Origin of the sequence: Hymenobacter sp. (assembly GCF_035709525.1) — a bacterium.
In the GTDB taxonomy this organism is placed as follows: domain Bacteria; phylum Bacteroidota; class Bacteroidia; order Cytophagales; family Hymenobacteraceae; genus Hymenobacter.
On sequence record NZ_DASTEP010000001.1, the window covers coordinates 12,693 to 32,878 of the forward strand.

The 20,186-nt window shown below is 63.0% G+C and carries 11 protein-coding genes; 6 read left to right on the forward strand and 5 right to left on the reverse strand.

From position 1 onward, the window contains the following. The first annotated feature begins 400 nt into the window (after positions 1–400). The 3 genes from VFO93_RS00080 to VFO93_RS00090 all read left to right on the forward strand — a co-directional run bounded on the left by VFO93_RS00080 (position 401) and on the right by VFO93_RS00090 (position 7,693). On the forward strand, positions 401–3,439 hold the full coding sequence (locus VFO93_RS00080) for a TonB-dependent receptor (protein ID WP_325132255.1): 3,039 nt from the start codon (positions 401–403) through the stop codon (positions 3,437–3,439). Between the two features lie 13 nt (positions 3,440–3,452). Further along, a complete protein-coding gene (locus VFO93_RS00085; RefSeq protein WP_325132256.1) occupies positions 3,453–4,820 on the forward strand; it encodes a RagB/SusD family nutrient uptake outer membrane protein in 1,368 nt (455 codons plus the stop codon). A gap of 224 nt (positions 4,821–5,044) precedes the next feature. Further along, complete coding sequence (locus tag VFO93_RS00090; RefSeq protein WP_325132257.1) at positions 5,045–7,693, forward strand: M14 family metallopeptidase; 2,649 nt, start codon at positions 5,045–5,047, stop codon at positions 7,691–7,693. Positions 7,694–8,651: 958 nt separating this feature from the next. Here VFO93_RS00090 and VFO93_RS00100 read toward each other — a convergent pair. From VFO93_RS00100 to VFO93_RS00120, 5 genes are all read right to left on the reverse strand, one after another. Next, positions 8,652–9,236 (reverse strand): hypothetical protein, encoded by a 585-nt coding sequence (locus tag VFO93_RS00100; protein ID WP_325132258.1) that lies wholly within the window; start codon positions 9,234–9,236, stop codon positions 8,652–8,654. A 359-nt stretch (positions 9,237–9,595) separates the two neighbouring features. Next, positions 9,596–12,136: a DUF4132 domain-containing protein gene (locus tag VFO93_RS00105; RefSeq protein WP_325132259.1), complete on the reverse strand. Its 2,541-nt coding sequence runs from the start codon at positions 12,134–12,136 to the stop codon at positions 9,596–9,598. Between the two features lie 51 nt (positions 12,137–12,187). Then, positions 12,188–12,580, reverse strand: a complete 393-nt coding sequence (locus tag VFO93_RS00110) for a hypothetical protein (RefSeq protein ID WP_325132260.1) — start codon at positions 12,578–12,580, stop codon at positions 12,188–12,190. A gap of 44 nt (positions 12,581–12,624) precedes the next feature. After that, positions 12,625–13,227: a hypothetical protein gene (locus VFO93_RS00115; RefSeq protein ID WP_325132261.1), complete on the reverse strand. Its 603-nt coding sequence runs from the start codon at positions 13,225–13,227 to the stop codon at positions 12,625–12,627. Between the two features lie 219 nt (positions 13,228–13,446). Continuing rightward, a complete protein-coding gene (locus VFO93_RS00120; RefSeq protein WP_325132266.1) occupies positions 13,447–14,208 on the reverse strand; it encodes an outer membrane beta-barrel family protein in 762 nt (253 codons plus the stop codon). Positions 14,209–14,539: 331 nt separating this feature from the next. Between VFO93_RS00120 and VFO93_RS00125 the strand changes: the two genes are divergently transcribed. From VFO93_RS00125 to VFO93_RS00135, 3 genes are all read left to right on the forward strand, one after another. Continuing rightward, positions 14,540–15,841, forward strand: a complete 1,302-nt coding sequence (locus VFO93_RS00125; RefSeq protein ID WP_325132262.1) for an MFS transporter — start codon at positions 14,540–14,542, stop codon at positions 15,839–15,841. Between the two features lie 285 nt (positions 15,842–16,126). Beyond that, positions 16,127–16,723: an HD domain-containing protein gene (locus VFO93_RS00130; protein ID WP_325132263.1), complete on the forward strand. Its 597-nt coding sequence runs from the start codon at positions 16,127–16,129 to the stop codon at positions 16,721–16,723. A 66-nt stretch (positions 16,724–16,789) separates the two neighbouring features. After that, positions 16,790–20,077, forward strand: coding sequence for a SusC/RagA family TonB-linked outer membrane protein (locus VFO93_RS00135; RefSeq protein ID WP_325132264.1), 3,288 nt, complete (start codon positions 16,790–16,792; stop codon positions 20,075–20,077). Positions 20,078–20,186 lie beyond the last annotated feature (109 nt).

The following is a 20,186-nucleotide window of genomic DNA, read 5'->3' on the forward strand; positions in this document are numbered from 1 at the left end:
CGGCCGTGTTGTCGGCCGCTGGCTGGCGCTTGTATGCGCTAGGCAAGCTGGAAGTGTAGCGCAGCGTCTGTTTTACATTTCGGGTTTGCCGTTTTCTGCACCCGTGCCGGCTTAGCCGGCACGGGCGCGCCCGCACCCTGCGGGCACTTACGCCGCACCTAAGCGGCTACTGGCTAGGCTGTTCCATCCAACGCAGCAGCGCCCTACTATTGCGGGTTTTCCCTCGCCTCTGGCTGGCTGCTGTGCACAAGTAGCCGGGCCACTGCCGGCCGGCCCGCGCCTTTTTTCATCTGGTCTTGCCTTCGCCAGGCAGTTGCGGCTTGCCGCCCTGGCCCCCGTGGCTGCGTTTTGCGGGCTTACCGGGGCCACAGTCGGCCCGACCAGTCCTCCCCTTCTTGCCATGAAAAAATCTACCCTACCCCTGGGGCGGGCGGCCGTGCTCGCCCTCTGCCTAAGCCGGGCCAGCCTGGCGGCGGCCCAAACTACCGGCGCGCCCCCGGCCGCCGGCACCGTCACCGACGGCGACAGCCACACCCCGCTACCGGGCGCCACGGTGGTGGTGAAGGGCACCAGCCAGGGCGCCAGCACCGACGCCCAGGGGCACTTCTCGCTACCCGGCGTGGCGCCCGGCTCTACGCTCATCATCAGCGCGATAGGCTACGCCAAGCGCGAGGTGCAGGTGGGTGCCGGGCCGCTCGACGTGGCCCTGCCCACCGACGTGCAAAGCCTCAACGAAGTGGTAGTGACGGGCTACAGCGAGCAAAACCGCCGCACCCTCACCAGCGCCATCTCAACGGTGCAGGGTGCGGCTATTAAGGACGTGCCGGCGGCCAGCGCCGACCAGCTCTTGCAGGGCCGGGCGCCGGGCGTGCAGGTATCGGCCAACTCGGGCGTGCCGGGCGGCGGCATCTTCATCCGCATCCGGGGCAGCAACTCGGTGAATGCCAGCAACGACCCACTTTACGTGGTCGATGGCGTGTTTATCAACAACACCAACCTCGTAGCCACCGGCCTCGGCAACCAGGTATCGGCTAACCCAATTGCGGACATTAACCCAGCCGATATTCAGAGCATTGAAATTCTGAAGGATGCCAACGCCACGGCCATCTACGGCTCGCGCGGGGCCAACGGCGTAGTGCTCATCCAAACCAAGCGCGGCAAGGCCAACACCAAAACGCGCATCACGCTGGACACCTACCTGGCCACCTCAAAGGCACCTAGGACCTACGACCTGGTGACCGGCCCGCAACTAGCCACACTGGAAAACGAGCGTTTTCTCAACGACGGCGGCAGCGTGGCGCTGGTGCCCTACCGCTCGGTGGCCTCGGGCGGGCGCGGCCTACCCGACGAGCAGCCGACCTACGACCGACTCAGCGACGTGTTTCGGCGGGCGGGCACCCAGAGCTATCAATTGTCGGCGGCGGGCGGCTCCGACAAAACGCAGTTTTACCTGGCGGCAGGGTATTTCAGCCAGGAGTCGATAGTGCAACCCAGCAAGTTCAACCGTTTCAGCCTCCGGGTGAACCTCGATAACTCGGTGACCGACAAGCTGCGCATCGGCACCAGCACCGCCCTCACGCGCACTCAGCGCAACGTGAGCAGCAACGACAACAACCCGGTGGGCGTCATCAATTCGGCTTTGTTTCCGCGCACCAACCTGCCCGTTTACAACACCGATGGCTCGTATGCCAAGTACGGTAGCTTCGATAACCACCTGGCGCTCATCAATAACCTGAACAACGACGCGGTGGGCACGCGGGTGATTTCGAACGTGTACGGCGAGTACCGATTCCTGCCAAACCTGACCTTGCGCTCGAGTTGGAGCATCGACTTCAACGACATGTACGAAAACAACTTCAACAACACGCTCATCCTGGCCGGGCAGCCCAGGGGTACGGCGGCCTCGTACCTTTCGCGCGACATCACGCTGCTGAACGAGCAGACCCTAAACTACCGCACCACCTTCGGCGAAAACCACGCCCTGCAAGCGGTGGTCGGTAACACGTTGCAGCGCAACACTTTCCAGCGCACCAGTCTGCTGGGGCAACAGTTTCCGAGCAACGACCTGACGACCATAGCCTCGGCGGCGACCCAAACGGGCTCGTCGAGCCGCTCGCTGGCGGGGCTGGTGTCGTTTTTTGGTAAGGTGACTTATAGCTACAAGGAGCGCTACACGGCCGACGTGAGCGCCCGCGCCGATGCCTCGTCGCGCTTCGGCACCAATAACAAGTGGGGCTACTTCCCGGCCGTGGGGTTGGGCTGGCGGCTGGGTGAAGAGCAGTTTATCAAAGACTTAGGCGTATTTGACGAGCTGAAGCTGCGGGCCAGCCTCGGCCGCACCGGCAACCAGAACGGCATCGGTGACTTTGCCGCCCGGGGCCTCGTGCAGGGCGGGGCCAACTACCTCGACCTGCCCGGCACGGCCCCCTTCCAGCTCGCCAACCCCGACCTGAGCTGGGAATCGACGCGGCAGTGGAACGCCGGTATCGACGTGGCCGTGCTCAAAAACCGCCTGGCCCTGGAGTTGAACTACTACGACAAATACACTTCGGGCTTGCTACTCAACGTGCCGGTGCCGCGCAAAACCGGCTTTGCGTCGGAATTGCAGAACTACGGCGCGGTGAGCAACAAGGGCATCGAAGCACAGCTGACGGCCAATTGGGTCAATAACAGCGCGGTGCAGTGGAGCACCACATTCAACATTGCCCGCAACGTGAACCGGGTGGAGACGCTGGCCGCGCCCATCACGGCCGGCTCGCGCGACATTTTCCGGCTGGAGGAAGGCAAGTCGCTCTACTCGTTCTGGCTTTACCACCAGACCCGCGTGAACCCGGAAACCGGCAACGCCGAGTACCAAGACGTGAACGGCGACGGCCAACTCACGGTGGCCGACCGCCAGCTGGTGGGCAACGCCTGGCCCAATTACTTTGGCGGCGTCACGAACACGTTTGCCTGGAAGGGCATCGATTTTGGCTTCAACCTGTACTTCGAGCAGGGCGCTAAAATCATGAATATGAACCGCTTCTTCCTGGTGCACGGCGGCACCCAGAGCAACATTGGCTACCTCGCCAACCAGCTCGACCGCTGGCAAAAGCCGGGCGACGTGACCGACATTCCGCGCCTGACCACCAACGCGGCCAGCAACAACTACGGCGGCGTGGTGCAAAACCTGAGCGACCGCTACCTGGAAGACGGCTCGTTCATCCGCCTGCGCACCGTCACCCTCGGGTACACGTTCCCCAAAACGCTGGCTAGGGCGGCCCACCTCAACTCGCTGCGGGTGTACGTGCAGGCCACTAACCTCTTCACCCTCACGCCTTACTCGGGCCTCGACCCCGAGGTGAACTCGCAGAGCGGCGTGGCCAACACCAAAAACTTCGACTGGGCCACCGTGCCCCAGCCCCGCACCTTCCAGGCGGGCCTCACCGTCGGCCTCTAATCTGCTTTTCGTTATGCTAACTCGCTTATATTCCGGCTCGCGCCCCTATCTCCAAACTTCGTTGCTCGTGGCTTTGCTGCTGAATGCCAGCGCCTGCAAGAGCCTGCTCGACCCGCAGCCCGTGCAGCAGCTCGCCGACGACCGCGCCATCACGGACGCCGCCAGCGCCCGCGCCGCCACCCTCGGGGCCTACGACCGCGTGCAGAACTACTACCAGCTCGACTGGCCTACGCTGGGCTTTTTGCCCGCCGACAACGTGCGCTTCAACGGCACGCTCAACCAGTTTCTGCAAATCGACCAGAACGCGCTGAGCGCTGATAACGTGCTCATTGCCGAAACCTGGACGTACATCTACCAGGCCATCAACGGGGCCAATAACATCTTGGCCGGTCTGCCCGGCATCAGCGACCCGCTGCTGACTACGACCGAGAAAAACCAGCTGCTGGGCGAGGCTTATTTCATCCGGGCCCTATCGTATTTCGACCTAGGGCGGGGTTGGGGCGGCGTACCGCTGGTGCTCACGCCCACCCGCAGCAAGGAAAACGGCCAGGGCACCCGCCGCGCCACCCTCGCCGCCACCTACGACCAGGTGCTGGCCGACCTCACTCAGGCCGAATCTCTGCTGCCCGAGGCCACCACCCGCAACCGCGCCGTAAAGGCCACCGCTCGCGGCCTGCGCGCCCGCCTGCACCTCTACCGCCAGCAGTGGGCCGACGCCGAAACCTACGCTACGCAGGTGCTCACCAACAGCGCTTATGGCCTCGTGACGCCCTACCGCGCCTTTTCCACCGCGCCGTTTCTGACCTCGGAGTCAGTGCTGGAAATTACCTACAGCAACGCCGACGCGAACACTATGTGGAACAACTGGTTTCCGAGCGCCCTAGGCGGCCAGTATAATTTTCAGCCCGTGCCCGCCGCCATCACGCTGCTCAACGACCCCACAGTGGGCGGCAGCCGCTCGGCGCTGCTGGCCAGCACTACCATCAACGGTGCGGCGGCCATCTATGGCAACCTCTACAGCCGCTCGGCCCAGCGCGACGACCCCAGCTATGTGCTGCGGGTAGCTGAGCTCTACCTCATCCGGGCCGAGGCCCGCGCCCGCCAGGGCAAGCTCGCGCTGGCCCTGGCCGACCTCAACGCTGTGCGCACCCGCGCTGGGGTGCCCGCCAGCACCGCCGCCACCGCCGCTGACCTGCTGCTGGCCATCGAAAACGAGCGCCGTGTGGAGTTTGCCTTTGAGGCCGACCGCTGGTTTGACCTCGTGCGGACGGGCCGCGCCGGCACTGTGCTCGGCGTGACGGACACCAAGAAATGGGTATTCCCCATCCCATATAATGACTTGGTGGCCGACCCGGACTTGGAGCAGAATCCGGGGTATTAAGGCGTGCTGCCCTGGCGTGGTTACCCCACCCCCGGCCCCTCCCCTCCGGGAGAGGGGAGACTATCGTGAAGCTATTGGCCTTTAGCCTTTTCAGAATAAAGGCTGACAGCTAGTAGCCAGAAGCTAACAGCTTACAAAAGGCTCCCCCTCTCCCGGAGGGGAGGGGCCGGGAGTGGGGTAACCACGCCAGGTTCGTTATCTCAAACTGCAATACAACTAACTAGATGTACAAGCAATATTTATCCGCCGCCCTACTCGCCGCAGGTCTAGCCGCCACCACGCCCGCCGCGGCCCAAAACAGCTACTTTTTCCCCGCCGCCCAGGCGGCGGACTTTGACCCCGCTATCCCGACACCCGAGCAATTCCTAGGCTACCCCATCGGCTCGCACTACACGCGGTCCGACCAGATTGTAGCTTACTTGCGCGAGCTGGACCGGCTTTCTGACAAGGTGAGCACCCGCGTAATTGGCAAAACCTACGAGGAGCGCCCGCAGCTGGTAGCTACCATCACGGCTACCGAAAACCAGCAACGCCTACCCCAGCTGCAAGCCGAGCGGCGAGGTCTCACCGACCCCAGCCAGCCCGCGCCCGCCTATGCCAAGCTGCCCGTGGTGGTGAGCCTCAACTTTGGGGTGCACGGCAACGAGAGCAGCAGCAGCGAGGCAGCCCTGCTGCTGGCTTATTACCTCACGGCCTCGCGCAGCCCCGAAACCCAGCGCTGGCTGCGCGAGTCGGTGGTGACCATCGACCCGCTCGAAAACCCCGACGGCCGCGACCGCGCCAGCCACTGGTTTGACCAGAATAAGTCGTGGCCGGCCGTAACCGACCCGCTCGACCGCGAGCACACCGAGGCCTGGCCCGGCGGCCGCACCAACCACTTCTACACCGACCTCAACCGCGACTGGCTGGCCCTGGTGCACCCCGAAAGCCGCGCCCGCATGGCCTTCTACCACGAGTGGTACCCCAACGTGCTCATCGATTTCCACGAGATGGGCACCAACGGCACGTATTATTTCGAGCCTTCCAAGCCTCACAGCACCGAAAACGACCTGGTGCCGCGCTCGACCTACGAGGTGCTCAATGTGCACCTGGCCAAGTACTTTGCCGGGGCGCTCGACCAGCTCGGCTCGCTGTACTGGACTAAGGAGCAGTTCGACAATCTGTCGCCCATCTACGGCTCTACCTACCCCGATTTCCAGGGCGGCGTGGGCATCACGTTTGAGGTGGGCAGCTCGCGCGGGCTGGCCCAGGAGGGTAGCAACGGCGTGGTGAAATTTCCCTTCACCATCCGCAACCACGTGGCTACCGGCTTGGCCACCGTGCGCGGCGCGGTGGAGGAAAAAGAGCTGTATTTGAAAGCGCAGCGCGACTTTTTCACGTCGGCCCTTACCGAGGCGCGCAAGTTTCCGACCAAGGCATACGTTTTTGGTAGCGCCCAAGACCCCACGCTCACCAACAAGCTGCTCGAAACCCTGCTGCTACACCATGTGCAGGTGCATGAGCTGGGCCAGAATGTGACGCTCGACAAGCAAACGTTTACCAAAGGCGCGGCCTACGTGGTGCCCACCTCCCAGCCGCAGTACCGCATTGTCAACTCGTTGTTTGAGGAGCTCACGGCCTTTCACGATAGCGTATTTTACGACGTGACGGGCTGGGCCTTGTCGCACGCCTACGGCCTGCCCATCGCCAAGCAAAAAACAGCCGCCTTGGTGCAGGGCGCGCCGCTAACGGCACCTAGGAAGCTAACCGGCAACGTGGTGGGCGGGCAGTCGAATTATGCTTATTTGCTGCCGTGGTCTGACTATAATGCTCCTAAAGCCTTGGTAGCCTTGCAGCAGGCGGGCGTAGTGGGCAAGGTGGCGTTCAAGCCGTTTGCGGCGGGCACCAAGGAGGGGGGCAAAACCGACTATGGCTATGGCACGCTGGTAGTGCCGGTGGCCGCCCAGAAGCTGCCCGCCGATTCCGTATTCCGAGTCGTGAGCCGGGTGGCGCAGCAGGCGCAAGTCACGTTTACGGGCGTGAGCACGGGCTTTAGCGTGGGCGGCATCGACCTAGGTAGCAACAACGTGCGTGCCGTGCCCGAGGCCAAAGCCGCCCTGCTGGTGGGCACCGGCACCAACGCTTCAGAAGTAGGCGAAGTCTGGTACCATGCCAGCCAGCAGCTCGGCCTGCCGCTGAGCAAGATAGAGCTGGCCAACTTCGGCAAAGCCCCCCTAGGGCGCTACTCGGCCCTGGTGCTGGTGGGCGGCGTGTACACGGCCCTCGACCGCCCCGCCGTGGAGCGCCTGCGCCGCTGGGTGCAGGAGGGTGGCACGCTCATCACCATCAAAAACGCCTCGGAATGGGCGCTCAAGCAAGGGTTAGTGACGGAAAAGCTGCTCATCCCGGCCGGCACTAGTTGGGCCGATACCGCCGCTACCAAGGGCTCCGTTGCCGCCGCGCGCCGCGCCGACTTTGTGACCCAGGAGCAGGAAGGCACCCGCGCCATTGCGGGCTCCATCTACCGCGCCGACGTGGACTTAACCAACCCCATCGCCTTTGGCCTCACCGACCGCAACTTGTACGTCTTCCGCAACGGCACCACGTTCTTGAAGCCCAGCCGCAACCCTTATGCCACCGTGGTGCGCTACGCCGATAAGCCCTTGGTAAGCGGCTACGCCTCGAAAGGCAACGTGCAAAAAATCAGCAATTCAGCCGCCGTAGTAGTAAGCAAACTGGGCACCGGCCGCGTGGTGCTGTTCGCTGACGACCCGGTGTTTCGCTCGTACTGGCACGGCACCGCCCGCCTGCTCAGCAACGCCCTGCTGCTGGGCCCGCTGCTGAACGTGCCCGAGGGCGCGGCCGCCCCCACGGCGGCCGAGGAAGCAGAGTAAGGCTAAGCTGCCGCTAAATCCGGCGAGGCACGAACTGGCGTAGCATTTACTACACCGACAACGCCTTGGCTCAGTAGTCAGGGCGTTGTCGGTGTAGCGTACAATATGTCGCAGCGCGCAGAGTCAACAACTGGCGTAGTGCCAAGGAGCGCTTGGCCGATAGCATCACGGTACCGGCCCTACTAGAGCTTGTTATGAATTTGCGACGTGTCTAGCCAGCATGAGGCAGGCGAAGACTCCAAAATGGAGTGGCTGTAAGCTGACATTCAGGCGTTCGTAGTCGCGGCCCAGCCGCCGAAAGCGGCTGAGCCAGGCAAAGCTGCGCTCCACGACCCGGCGCTTGGGCAAGAGCACAAAACCGGCCTGGCCTTCTGGCTTTTTACCACCTGCAAATCAATGTCATATACAGCGGCAGCATACTCCGCATCTTCGCCTGTGTAGCCTTGGTCGACAAAGCCCACCGTCACGGTCTGGCCCGTAGTTTCCTGCACATGGTGGCAAGAAACACCGTCCGGCCTGCGGCCTCGTCGAAAAACCGCTGCTGCCGCAGCGCGTCCAGCACCTTCACGCAAGTAGCATACAACTGCTGGCGAAACAGCTCAAACCCATCTGGCTCGGCAAAATCCTCGTTTAGCTGGGCACGCAGTTGGCAACTCAGCGCGCCAAGCTGCGCGTCGGCCCCACCATTTCAGACTGCCACTCGGCCGGCTCAAATTTGGCGTTGGGCTAGGCATCGGGGGGCTGGGCGGCCAGGTAACCCAGGGTGTTGGCGGCGGGGCACACAGTCTGGCGCCTTCGTCGCTGTATAGCGCGAAGCTATAAAACTCTTCTGTGGGATGCCAAACCAGTAGCTCGGTAAAGGCCGCTTGAGTAGTCTGCGTGAACTGCTGCGCAAACTTTTGAAAATCAAAACCCGTGCATAATGAGGCGTAAAATCGTAAGCCACCTTTCTGGTAACTTACTCCTGATAAATGTCGAAGCGCGCCAGCGGCACCCGGCCGAAATTCTTGTTGGTACGCATGGTGGTTTTGCCGTGCTCGGGGTCGCTGGCATGAAAAGATTCGCCCCCATCGCGGTGCAGCAGCCAGGTGCGGCTGGCCTGGTCGTATTTGAAAGTTACAAAGCGCGTCCAGCGCCAGGAGCTGCCGCCGTAGTGCTCAACCGTGAAGTAGCCGCTCTTGATAGTGACGCCCTGAAACGGGTCGCCCATCATGCCGCCGCAGTCTATGCAGTACACGGCATTGTCGGTGCGGGCGGCCAGGGTGTAAGTGCCGCCCGCCCCGCCCACGAACAGCAGCAGCGGCCGCTTGGTGGGATGGTCTATTACATTGGACGTTTTCTGCTCGTCGGGCCGATGCAGCACCACGGCCCAGTCGGGCAGCGCGTCGCGGTTGAGGTCGCCGCGCTCGGCGGCGAGCACCTGGTAGCCCTTCGGTAGGACTTGGCGAATACCTGCGGGCAGCGCCGGAGCTGGGTCGCGTGGAGCCTGGGGCAGACTGGCCGGCGCCAGCAGACCTAGGACAGGCAAGAAGAATAGGAGCATGTGGTTAATCAGCTAGCATCAGGGCTCCGCAGAAGGGAGCAGCCGGTAGCCCGGGTCGGCATCCATATAGGCAAACAGGATACGCCACCATACGGGCGATTCATTCGTTCGTTAAGCACGTACTTGCTTTCGTCTTTGCAGCTGATTTAGTTGCTTGTGCCACTGTTTTTTATCTTCTGCCGTCATGTTCAAGCCTGTCATTCTGCTCCTGTTGCTTTGCCTGGCCGGCTGCCAAGCCGGGGTACCGGGTACTTGCCCAGGTGCTCGGCCTCTGCGCCGTGCGCCGCCAGGCAGGCCGCCACGGCCTTGGTTAGTGCGGCTGTGTCGGTGTAGCGCAGGGCCTGGCCACCCAACCCGGCCTATAACTGGCGCAGAATGGTAGGGTCGGTGATTTTATCGTCGTCCATCAGCAGCTGGGCTTTGCTGAGAATGATGGAAAGCACGGCGTCGCCCTCGAAAGGCAGAAATACGGCGCTGTCGCCCAGCGTTTTGCCCGAGCGGCCGGGCACGATGCAGAGGTACTGGTCGTTGGGCTCCATCAGAATGTTGCCGCTTCCCAAGTGGATTTTGTAGGTGTGGCGGTGGCCTTTTACCACCAGGAAGTTGCCCTTGATTTCGCTCACCCGGCCGATTTTGAGGCGGGGCACCAGCCGCTCCAGGGCCAGCTTGCGGGTTTTGGCCACCTCGCTGAGGTCGCCAAAGCTGTAGCTTTCCCAGTAGCCCCGGAACTGCGCCAGGCCGCCGTTGTCGCGCCACTGCGGGTCGTTGCCTACGCTGGCCACGCCCACAAAGAGGTCCACGTCGCGCATCACCTCCGAGAAGGGCAGCGGCGGCACCTCGGGCAAGGGCACCGGCTCCGTGCCCCGCACAAAGCGCACTTGGTCGGTGCTCACGTAGTGGTAGATGCCGGTGTCGTTCCACTCACCGTCGGCCTGCACCTCGCTTACCCAGTACTCGGCCGTGAGGTCGTGGGCGGGCAGCGATAGGCTGGCAATTTCGGAGTCGTAGCCTTTGTCGTAGGCCCCGAGCAGGCGGTAGTGCCAGCCCCGTAGCTTGGCCAACGAGTTGAACTGGTGCTGCTTGAGGATGTGGGCCGCCAGGCGGTTGGAATAGGTGCGGGTGCGCTCCTCGGGCGGGGTGAGTAGATATACCTCGCGAAAGGCCTGCTTGAGCGGCTGGCGCAGCTGGTGGCGCTCGAGCAGCTCGCGCCAGGCCAGCACCTCGGGCGGGGTAGCCAGCACGGGGTGCCAGAGCTGCAGCTGCGTGTCAGGGGTAGGGGCGGGCACGGGCTGGCCGCGCACGTTGCGCCAGGTGTCGCGCACCCACAGCGCGTCCTGCTGCGTGCCATCGGGCTGGTGCAGCCGCCAGATAAGCGGCCGGGCCAGCAGACTCAGCAGGCCGTGGTTGAAATAGTACTGCTCAAACCACGGCCAGGGCAGGCGGCGCTCGTCCACGAAGCTGCGGTCGAGGCGGTCGCGCTGGGTGGCGTAGGTTTGCTGGGCCTGCGTTTGGGCGGCTTTCAGCTCCTTCAGTTCGTCGGCGTGCGTGGCCTTGAGGGCGGCGGGAGCGCTTTTCAGCGGCTTGCCGGCTTTCTGCCACTGTACTTCGGCTTTGCCCTCGGCCAGGGTGAGCGTGGCGGCGTAGTCGCCGAACTCTTCCCGGAGCTGCCCATTTTTCAGGCTAAAATCTGGCACGGCCATGTCCTCTATTTCGGCCGGGCTCACGCCCAGCTTCTGCGATTCCTGGGCGATGTAGCGGGCAATGGTTTCCTGGGTGTTGGTTTGGCGAATTTTCGAGCGCACCCGCGCCAGGGCCGCCACGCCCGGCAGGCCATTTTGCGACAAGGCGAGCAGGCAGGCATTGCCCAGCCCGGCCGCCAGCGGCCCCTTGCCCGGAATCTTACGAAAGCACTTGGCGGCCAGCGTAGTCAGGGTTTCCAGCAGCGGGGCATCGGCCAGCGGCTGCAACGTCCAGATGAGGCCCTTCGCCACGGTAGCGTTGGCCTCGGTCACGAAGTCCCAGGTCGAATAGTTATACACCGAGCCGTCGCCGTACGCGTGCACGTGGGGCCGCTCGGTTACGGGCGTGTCGGCCAGCAGCTGCAGCCAGGCGCGTCCCTGCGCCCGCACGGCGTCGGGCCCGATGGCCGCCGTGGCGTTGTCTAACGCCTGGCGCAGCTTGGCGCTGGGCTGGCCGGTGGAGGCTTTCTGCCAGAGTTGCAGCAAACCCAGCCAGGCGGCGGTAGGTGGGTCGGCTGGGTCGAGACCGGCTACATGATGCCCCAGCGCCTGCCCCAGTGGGTCGCCGTCAGCAAATACTACAGTAGGCAGGGCGTCGGCCCCGGCGGCGGCCTGGCCCAATAGTTCCTGGGTTTTGAGATGCACTTTGAGCCAGTCGCCCGTCTGGCCGGCGCTGCGGTCACGCAGCTGCCGCAAAAACGCCAGCATCGGCTCGCCCAGCGGCGCACGCTTTGCGAGCTTGGCCATCTGGCTCATAACCAGCGTGATGGGAAAGGCGAAAAGCCCCGGTCTCGACTTTGCTGGGTCGGCAACGTCGAAGCCGTAGGCCGCAAACAGCCGCAGGTAGTCGGCTTCGGTGAGGGCCAGGCTGGTCCGCATCAGGGCCGCCAGCACCTCGCCCATTTCCCAGCGCAGGGGGTTGGAGTGCTCCGACTCGGCCTGGTTGATGGCCGCCGCCAGGGCTAGCGCCACGCGCCCCTGATAAGCTGCGTCTTGCCCCCGGATGGCCTGATAGGCGGGCAACTCGCTCAGCTTGGTGCCGTAGTCTTTGGCGCGCAGCTGCGACAGCAGCTCGGTCAGGATGGGTTTCATTTCCACGGCTTCCGGGCTGGCGTCGTTCAGAACGGTGGGGCTGAAAGGTTCTTTTTGAGGAGCGGGCATGGCGGCAAGGTGGGTGAAAAGGTCGCGGAGACGGTCGAGTAGTCCCACCGCTCAGCCACCCACCAGCGGGGTTAGCTTCAGGAAGCTGACGGTGGCCCCATCGCCCAGCCACACTTCCTCTTCCAGGCTTTCGGCCTGCCGGTCGTTTACCAGCACGAAAAAGCCGTTTTGCTGAAACACTTCGAGGGCGCGGTACACCTGCTGCTCGGCATCAATCAGCTTACTGGGCCGTAGGCGGTAGCCATTGAGCACGCGCTCCGAATCGGTGGGCTGCACCAGGCCCTGAAAGGTGCCGCTCTGGCGCTCGTTGTAGGTAGCTACTTCGTCGTGCACGCGCCGCGCAATCAGCTCGCCCACGGTGAGCATTTCCTGGCCGATTTCCAGCTTCAGCCGATGCAGAATGCTGCCGCTGGCCGTTTCGTCGAGAATGGTGAGCAAGGGCATAGGTAGGGAGTTTAAAAAACAGTGCCGCTTTCCAGGTAGTACGTTCAGGCGTTGTCGAAGGCTGCGACCCACGCGGCATAGTGAGGCCCGGCCCAGGCTTTCAGGTGCGGAAACAGCCACGCCGCAGCTTGCGGTGCCAAGTTAAACCCGTGCTCATCGTCGGTAAAAGCTTCTGCTTCAAAGGCCGTGAGAGCGTGGTGCAGGGCAGCGCTGCACAGCAGAAATTGCCCTAAGGTGTTGGCCACCGTTTCGCCGGTGTCCCAGTTGCCTTGGCTGTGCCACAGCTTCTGGATGCCCAACTCGGGCTGATTGAGGTCGAGCAGTACGGGGTCGGCTCCCTCATCGCCCAGCAGAAAAAAGCTGGCTGGCCAGTCGTCAATGGGCGTGTTGGAGACCGGGTTCCAGTTGTAGCCCGGCTGGTGCCGCCCCAGGCTGCCGAGGCCGTACAAGCGCAGGGGGTTGCCGACAGTGTCAAATTCCACATCCTCCACGGGCGCGAAAGTGTCAAGGTAGGTAGCCAGCTCGGCGGGTAGTGGGCGGCTGAACTCGGCCGCCAGCCGCCCGGCCGCAGCACCGTGCCCAAATGCAAATGGTAGCCCACCGGGCCAGAACTGACGAATTTCGGCAAAGGCTTCCTCGATTGTCATAGGGACCGTTGTGATTGTACTCTATTGCGCTCAAATGCGCCAAATTTCTATGTATGAAGTATTCTTGTTGGTTTACCAGGAGCATTGCAGCGCACGTTATAGCACTTAAATGAGGCAAATATTTTACCTACTCCAGTGCGAGCGCAGGAGTGGCAGCCGGTAGTTGTAGCTGGTGCGGTGAGTTTGAGGGCAACGTTGGCGGCCAGGCAGGCCATACCGTTAGTGCCCGGCGCGACCCTGCTCGTCGGCCCTGCTGCTGGCGCGGTCGCGGTGGGCTTTGCCGCCGGCCAGCTTGTAGGTAAAGCTCAGCGTGAGGTGGCGGCTGTCGTAGCGATTCACCCATTCGGTGTTGATGTTCTGGTAGCGCAGCGAGCTAAACCAGCCGTTGGTGTAAAACAGGTCGCTCACCTTCAGGCTGAGCGTGGCTTTTTCCTGCCACAGCTGCTTGCGCAAGCTCAGGTTGACGGTACCCGAAGACCGCAGCATGTATAAGCCGCTGACGTTGGGGCCGTAGTACTCGCCGCCCACCAGCAGTTGGTAGTGCCGGGGCAGGGTAAAGGTATGGTTGGACGAGACCATGGCCCCCACCCGGCGCAGGCGCACGGGCTGGCCTTCTACTAGCGTCTGCACCTCGCCGTAGGTCGCGCCCACCTGGTTGTCCATGCCCCACCACTTGGCCAGGTCGGTGTGGCCGCCCGAGGTCAGGCTGAGCGTACGCACCTGGTCGAATTTTATGGGGTGGGTAGTCGTGACCTTAGTTTGGTCGTTCTGGTAAGCGACGCTACTTACTAAAGTATTTTCGAGCAGGTAGCTGATGTTCAGCACCTGGAAGCCGGTGTGCAGGTAGTTGAGCTCAAATGAGCTCGTCAGCGAGGGGGCCAGGTAGGGGTTGCCCTGCATGGCGGTGTAGGCATCGCTGTAGTCGATGAAAGGATTGAGGCTCTGATAAGAGGGCCGGCTGATGCGCTTACTTGACGGCAGTACGCTTTACATATAGGACAAGCTCGTCCCCGTCAGCGACACTTACTGCGAGGGTTTGTACCGGGTGGTGCGCGGCGGCTAGGGTGAGCGTGTCTCCCTGCGGTGGGGACGGCGCATACTGCCTAAAAGAGTTGGCCAGAGAAAAAACCGCATCACTGCCATGGAGCGGCTGCGTGCTGCTGCACGTGGCAAAGGTTTACTTATGCTCAACAAGCGTGTGCAATTTGTTAACGCAGACACAACCCAACCGCAACCAACCGCGCTGAGCCAAAGCCCAATTTTGCCTACCGAAAATACCAACTCGGTAGCCATGTGCAAGCTCTTGCCTTCTATGCCGCTACAACGCTGGCAGCTCCGTACAGCCGCGGGGCTGTTTGTGGGCTACAGCGCCTACTACCTGTGCCGCTCCAATCTGGCGGTGGCTGCTCCGCTGCTCATCCGCGAGTTTGGCAGCCGAGGGCTCGATAAGGAAGTGATGGGCGAAATCGCCTCGCTGGGCGTGCTGTGCTACGCGGCTGGCAAGGTAGTGAACGGCGCGCTGGGCGACCTGATAGGCGGCAAGCGCATTTTCCTGCTCGGCATGGTGGGCGCGGTAGTGGCCACGGTGGTCTTCGAGCTGGGGCAGGGCGTGGCCGTGTTTTTTGGGGCGTGGGCCGTGAATCGGCTAATGCAAGCGATGGGCTGGGCCGGACTGGTCAACATCACGGCCAACTGGTTTTCGTACCGCTCTTATGGCAAGATAATGGGGCTGCTCAGCCTGAGCTACCTAGTGGGCGACATCGTGGCCAAGCTAGCCCTGGGCCAGCTCTTGACATTGGGCGTGGGCTGGCGCGGCCTGTTTGGGGCGGCGGCGGGCACCCTAGCGCTGGTGGCGCTGGCCACTTGGCTTACCCTGGCTCCCACACCCGCCAGCGTGGGCTTACCCGACCCGCCCACCAACCCCGATAGCTTGTTTAAAGACGAAACGAAAGCCCAGCAAACGACCGTGCTGCTGGGCACGTACTTCCGCAGTCCCGCCTTTTTGCTAATGCTGGGGCTGTCGTTCGGCCTCACGGCGCTGAAGGAGGCGCTGAGCTTTTGGATACCGACCTATTTGGTGGAGGCGGCCCACCTCTCCGAGAGCGCGGCCTCGCAGTACAGCGCGTTGTACGCGGTTTTCGGCATTGCCTCGACGCTCGGGGCAGGCTACCTCTCCGATGCCTGGCTGCGCGGGCAGCGCGGGCCGCTGCTGCTGCTGGCCAGCCTGGGGCTGGTACCCGCGCTCTGGCTGATGGCCCAGCCTGCCACCGGCCTTCTGCTGCCGCTGGTGCTTACCTCGCTCGCGGGGCTGCTGCTGCTGGGGCCCTACTCATTTCTGGCCGGGGCCATGTCGCTCGACCTCGGGGGGCGACAGGGCGCGGCCACGGCGGCCGGCCTCATCGATGCGGTGGGCTACGCGGGTAGCACCGGCGCGCTGTGGCTGACCGGCCGGCTGGCCGAGCGCCAGGGCTGGGGCGCGGCCTTTCTGGCGCTGGCCGGGCTGGCGGCGGCCACGGCCGTGGCCGCCCTGGTCTTCTACTACACGCAGGAGCGACGGCCCCGCCAAGCGGCTGCGCGTGAGGCGCTGGCAGCCGTGCCGGCTGTTAACTTATAAGAAAAATCAGGCCACAATTAGGTAACGATTTGATGACTAACCGGCGACACTGGCCGGAATGGCCAGCCGGAACTTTGCCTCTATAAAACAGGACTTTTCGGGGTAGCTGGCCGACTGGCTCTTTACTAAAAACCGGCTGTTGGCGAGCAGTCCGATGCGGGCCGATGGCGCTCGCGCCTTGCTTTTGCGCTTCTTCCTCTCTGGCCGGCTGGTGGCTCCCCAGCCGGCTGCCTAGGGTGCGGGCGGCTCGCGCCGAGCAGTTTGGTTTTTCAATATTCTTGGTTTATGGATAGCGTTACGAAGCTGGTAATCAGCCCGCAGCAGGCGGTGGCGCAGGTATTTGACCTCTACAAAACGCGCGGCGGGGCCGACTACATCGGCGAGCCGGTGTCGCAGCTGGAGCATATGTGGCAGGCCGCCGCGCTGGCCGAGGCCGCTGGGGCCGACGACGAGGTAGTGCTGGCCGCCTTCTTCCACGACCTGGGCCACCTCTGCGCCCCCGACCTGGCCGCCGAGTCGATGGCCGGCTTCGGGGCCGTAAACCACGAAAAGCTGGGGGCCGACTACCTGCGGGCGCGGGGCTTTTCGGCGCGGGTAGCCCGGCTGGTCGAAAGCCACGTGCAAGCCAAGCGCTACCTCACTTACCAGTACCCTAGCTACCTGCGGCAGCTGTCGGCGGCCAGCCTGGCCACGCTCACCTTCCAGGGCGGGCCGATGAGCGCGGCTGAGGCCGAAGCCTTCGAGCAAGACCCCGATGCCGACCTCATCCTGCAACTGCGGCGCTGGGACGAGCAGGCCAAGGAAGCCAACCAGCCAGTGGGCAGCCTGGCCCGCCTCAAGGAGCTGGCGCTGCGGCATTTGCAAGGCCAATCGGCGGACTAAAAACCCATCGCTGCCCGCAGCCGGGCGGCTTTTCGCGCATTTCTCACTTCCCCTCTTTTCTTTTTTATGCGGAGTATCTACAAGCAAGTTTCGGTGCTGGGGCTCGGGCTGGCGTTGGGGCTGGCCCCGCGCCTGGCGCTGGCCCAAAGCGCCCTCGGTGGCACCATTACCGACGATAAAAAGCAGCCGCTGCCCGGCGCGAGCGTGGTGATAAAAGGCACCAGCAAGGGCACGACTACCGACGCCAACGGGCACTTCTCGCTGCCCACGCAGCCCGGCGATGTGCTGGTTATCAGCTCGCTGGGCACGGTGGCGCAGGAAGTGACGGTGGGAAGCCAAAGCAACCTGACCGTGGCGTTGGCCGCCGACAATAAGCAGCTCGACGAGGTGGTAGTAACCGCGCTAGGCGTTAAAAAGGAGGTGCGCAAAATCGGCTACGCGGTGCAGGAGCTCAACGGCGAGGACATCGTGAAGGCCCGCGACCCCAACCCCATCACCGGCCTCACGGGTAAGATTGCCGGGCTGTCGGTGGGCCCGTCGGCCGAGCTGCTGCGCGCGCCCAACGTGCTGCTGCGCGGCAACGCGGTGGGCTTGTACGTGGTCGATGGCTTCCCGATTGACACTGATACCTGGAACATCAGCCCCGACGACATCGAAACCTACACTGTGCTGAAAGGGCCGGCCGCTGCCGCCCTCTACGGCAACCGGGCGCAGTACGGGGCCATTCTCATCACCACCAAAAAGGGCAACCGCAACAAGAAGGGCTTCACGGTGGAGCTCAACAGCAGCAACGTCATTCAATCGGGCTTCCTGGCGTTTCCGCGCTTGCAGGACTCGTATGGGCCGGGCGAGAACACGCAGTACCAGTTCGTGAATGGCAAGGGCGGCGCGCCGGGCGGCGTGGATGGCGACTACGACGTGTGGGGGCCGTATTTCGCGGGCCAGCTCATTCCGCAGTACGACTCGCCCATCGTGAACGGCGTGCGCCAGGGCACGCCCTGGGTGGCGCGGGGCAAAGACAACTTGCGCAACTTCCTACGCTCAGGGTTTCAAACCAATAACAACATCGCGCTGAGCGCCAGCGGCGACACGTACACCACGCGCTTTTCGGTGTCGCAGCAAAAGCAGAACAGCATTGTGCCCAATACGGGGCTCAACATCGTCAATTTTAATTTGTACGGCGGCTTCAACCCGAGCCCGCGCGTGAAGATTGAAGCCAACGTGAACTTCAACCGGCAGTTTACCGACAACTTCCCCGACGTGGACTACGGCCCCAACAGCCTGCTCTACAACGTGGGCATCTGGACGGGGGCCGACTGGGACGTGAACGCGCCCGACATCCGGGGCATCTGGCAGCCGGGGCAGGTGGGCACGCAGTCGGTGTTTGCCGAGTACCAGCGCTACCACAACCCCTGGCTGGTGGTAGAAAAATGGAAGCGCGGCCACTACAAAAACGACACCTATGCCTACCTCACCGGCAGCTTCAAGGTCGACGACCACTTGAGCGCCACGCTGCGCACCCAAATCAGCACCTACGGCCTGCTGCGCACCGAGCAAATGCCGTTTTCGGCGCACCCCTACGGCCGCGAGGGCAACCTGGGCGACTACCGCGAAGACCGCCGCAACCTGTTCGACAACAACGCGGAGGGCTTTTTGAGCTACAACTACGACCTGGGCGGCGCGCAGAAATTCTTCAACCTGAGCGGCCTGGTGGGCGGCAACGTCCGCAACTTTACCTACAACTCGAACTGGACCTCGACCGACTACCTCACTGTGCCCGAGGTGTATTCCTTCAGCAATTCGCTGAACCCGGTGCAGAGCACCAGCTTCAGCTCGCAGATGCGGGTACTGAGCGCCTACTACTCGCTCGATTTGAGCCTAGGCAAGTACGCCACGCTGTCGAGCACGGGGCGCGTAGACCGCACCTCGGCGCTGCAAACGCCCACCAGCTTTTACTACCCCAGCGTATCGCTGGCCACGGCGGTGTCCGATTACATGAAGCTGCCAGCGGCGATTTCCTTTTTGAAGCTGCGGGCGTCCTACGCCAACATCCGGGGCGGCGGCACGGCCAATACCGTGGGGCCGGCCCCGTTCAACTCCATCACCGTATTCGGGGGCAGCACGGGCAACTCACTTTACACCAATCCGCTGGGCTACGGCAACGTGTACGAATCGCCCTACAACGGGCCCGACTACTCGCTGCAATCGTTTTACACCACCAGCAAGCCTTACAACAACCAAACGGCGGGCTACGGCACCAACAACCTGTTCACGCCCGGCTTGCAGCCGTTTACCCGCGTGAACTACGAGCAGGGGCTGGACATCAAGTTTCTGCAAAACCGCCTGGGTTTGAGCGCTACTGCTTTCCAGTACCTCGATGGGCCGGCCATTCTGGCCAACCCGGTTTCGACCGCCACGGGCTACACTACGCAGTACATCAACGCCCTGAAAACCAAAAACGTGGGCTACGAGGTGAGCCTGACTGGTGCGCCGGTGCAAAATGCCAACGGCTTCGGCTGGGACGTGCTCGTGAACTACTCGACCTTTAAGCGCACGTACTCGGAGCTGCCCACCGGCCAGCAGTACTACAATACCTTCTTTCAGGTCGGCGACCGCACCGATAAGTTTTACGGCACGGCCTTCGTGCGCACGCCCGACGGGCAGATTGTGAACGACGCGGGCGGCAAGCCCTTGGCTAACCCCGTGGCGCAGTACCTGGGCGATTTGAACAACAAGTTTAACTGGAGCATTTACAACAAGTTCCACTACAAGTCGCTGGCGCTGGCCTTCCAGTTTGACGGCGCGGTGGGCGGCGTGACCACCGACTACATGTTCCGCCAGACCATGCGCGGCGGGCGCAACATCCTCACCGCCGAAGGTGCCCTCGGCGATGCCCGCTACCAGGACTGGTCGAACTACGGCAAAGCCGGCTACACTGGCACCTACGTGGGCGAGGGCGTGCAGGTGGCCAACGGGGCCAGCATCAACTACGACTCGCAGACCGGGGCTATCCTCAACGGCGACGCCCTGCGCTTCAGCCCCAACACGACCAAAGCCTTTGTGCAGGACTACGTGAGCCGCTACTACGGCGTGGCCGAGGCCAGCCTGATGAGTAAGACCTTCGCCAAGCTGCGCGAAGTAACCGTGACCTACGAGCTGCCGCGCACGCTGCTCGCGGGCGGCTTCATCCAGAAGGTATCGGTATCGCTCATCGGCCGCAACCTGCTGTATTTCTACGGCGACAAGCGCTTCCGCGACGTGGACATCGACCAGTACAACGGGGCCATCTCGCAGACGGGCTTGCAGTCGCCCACGGTGCGCAGCTACGGGCTGAATCTGAACGCTACTTTTTAATCTGAGCGCCCGTAGCGCCTCACCCCCCGGCCCCCTCTCCGAAAAGGAGAGGGGGAGCCGAACGAGTTGAGAGTTCTGAGTTAAGAGTTTTGAGTTGATAGAACGGCTA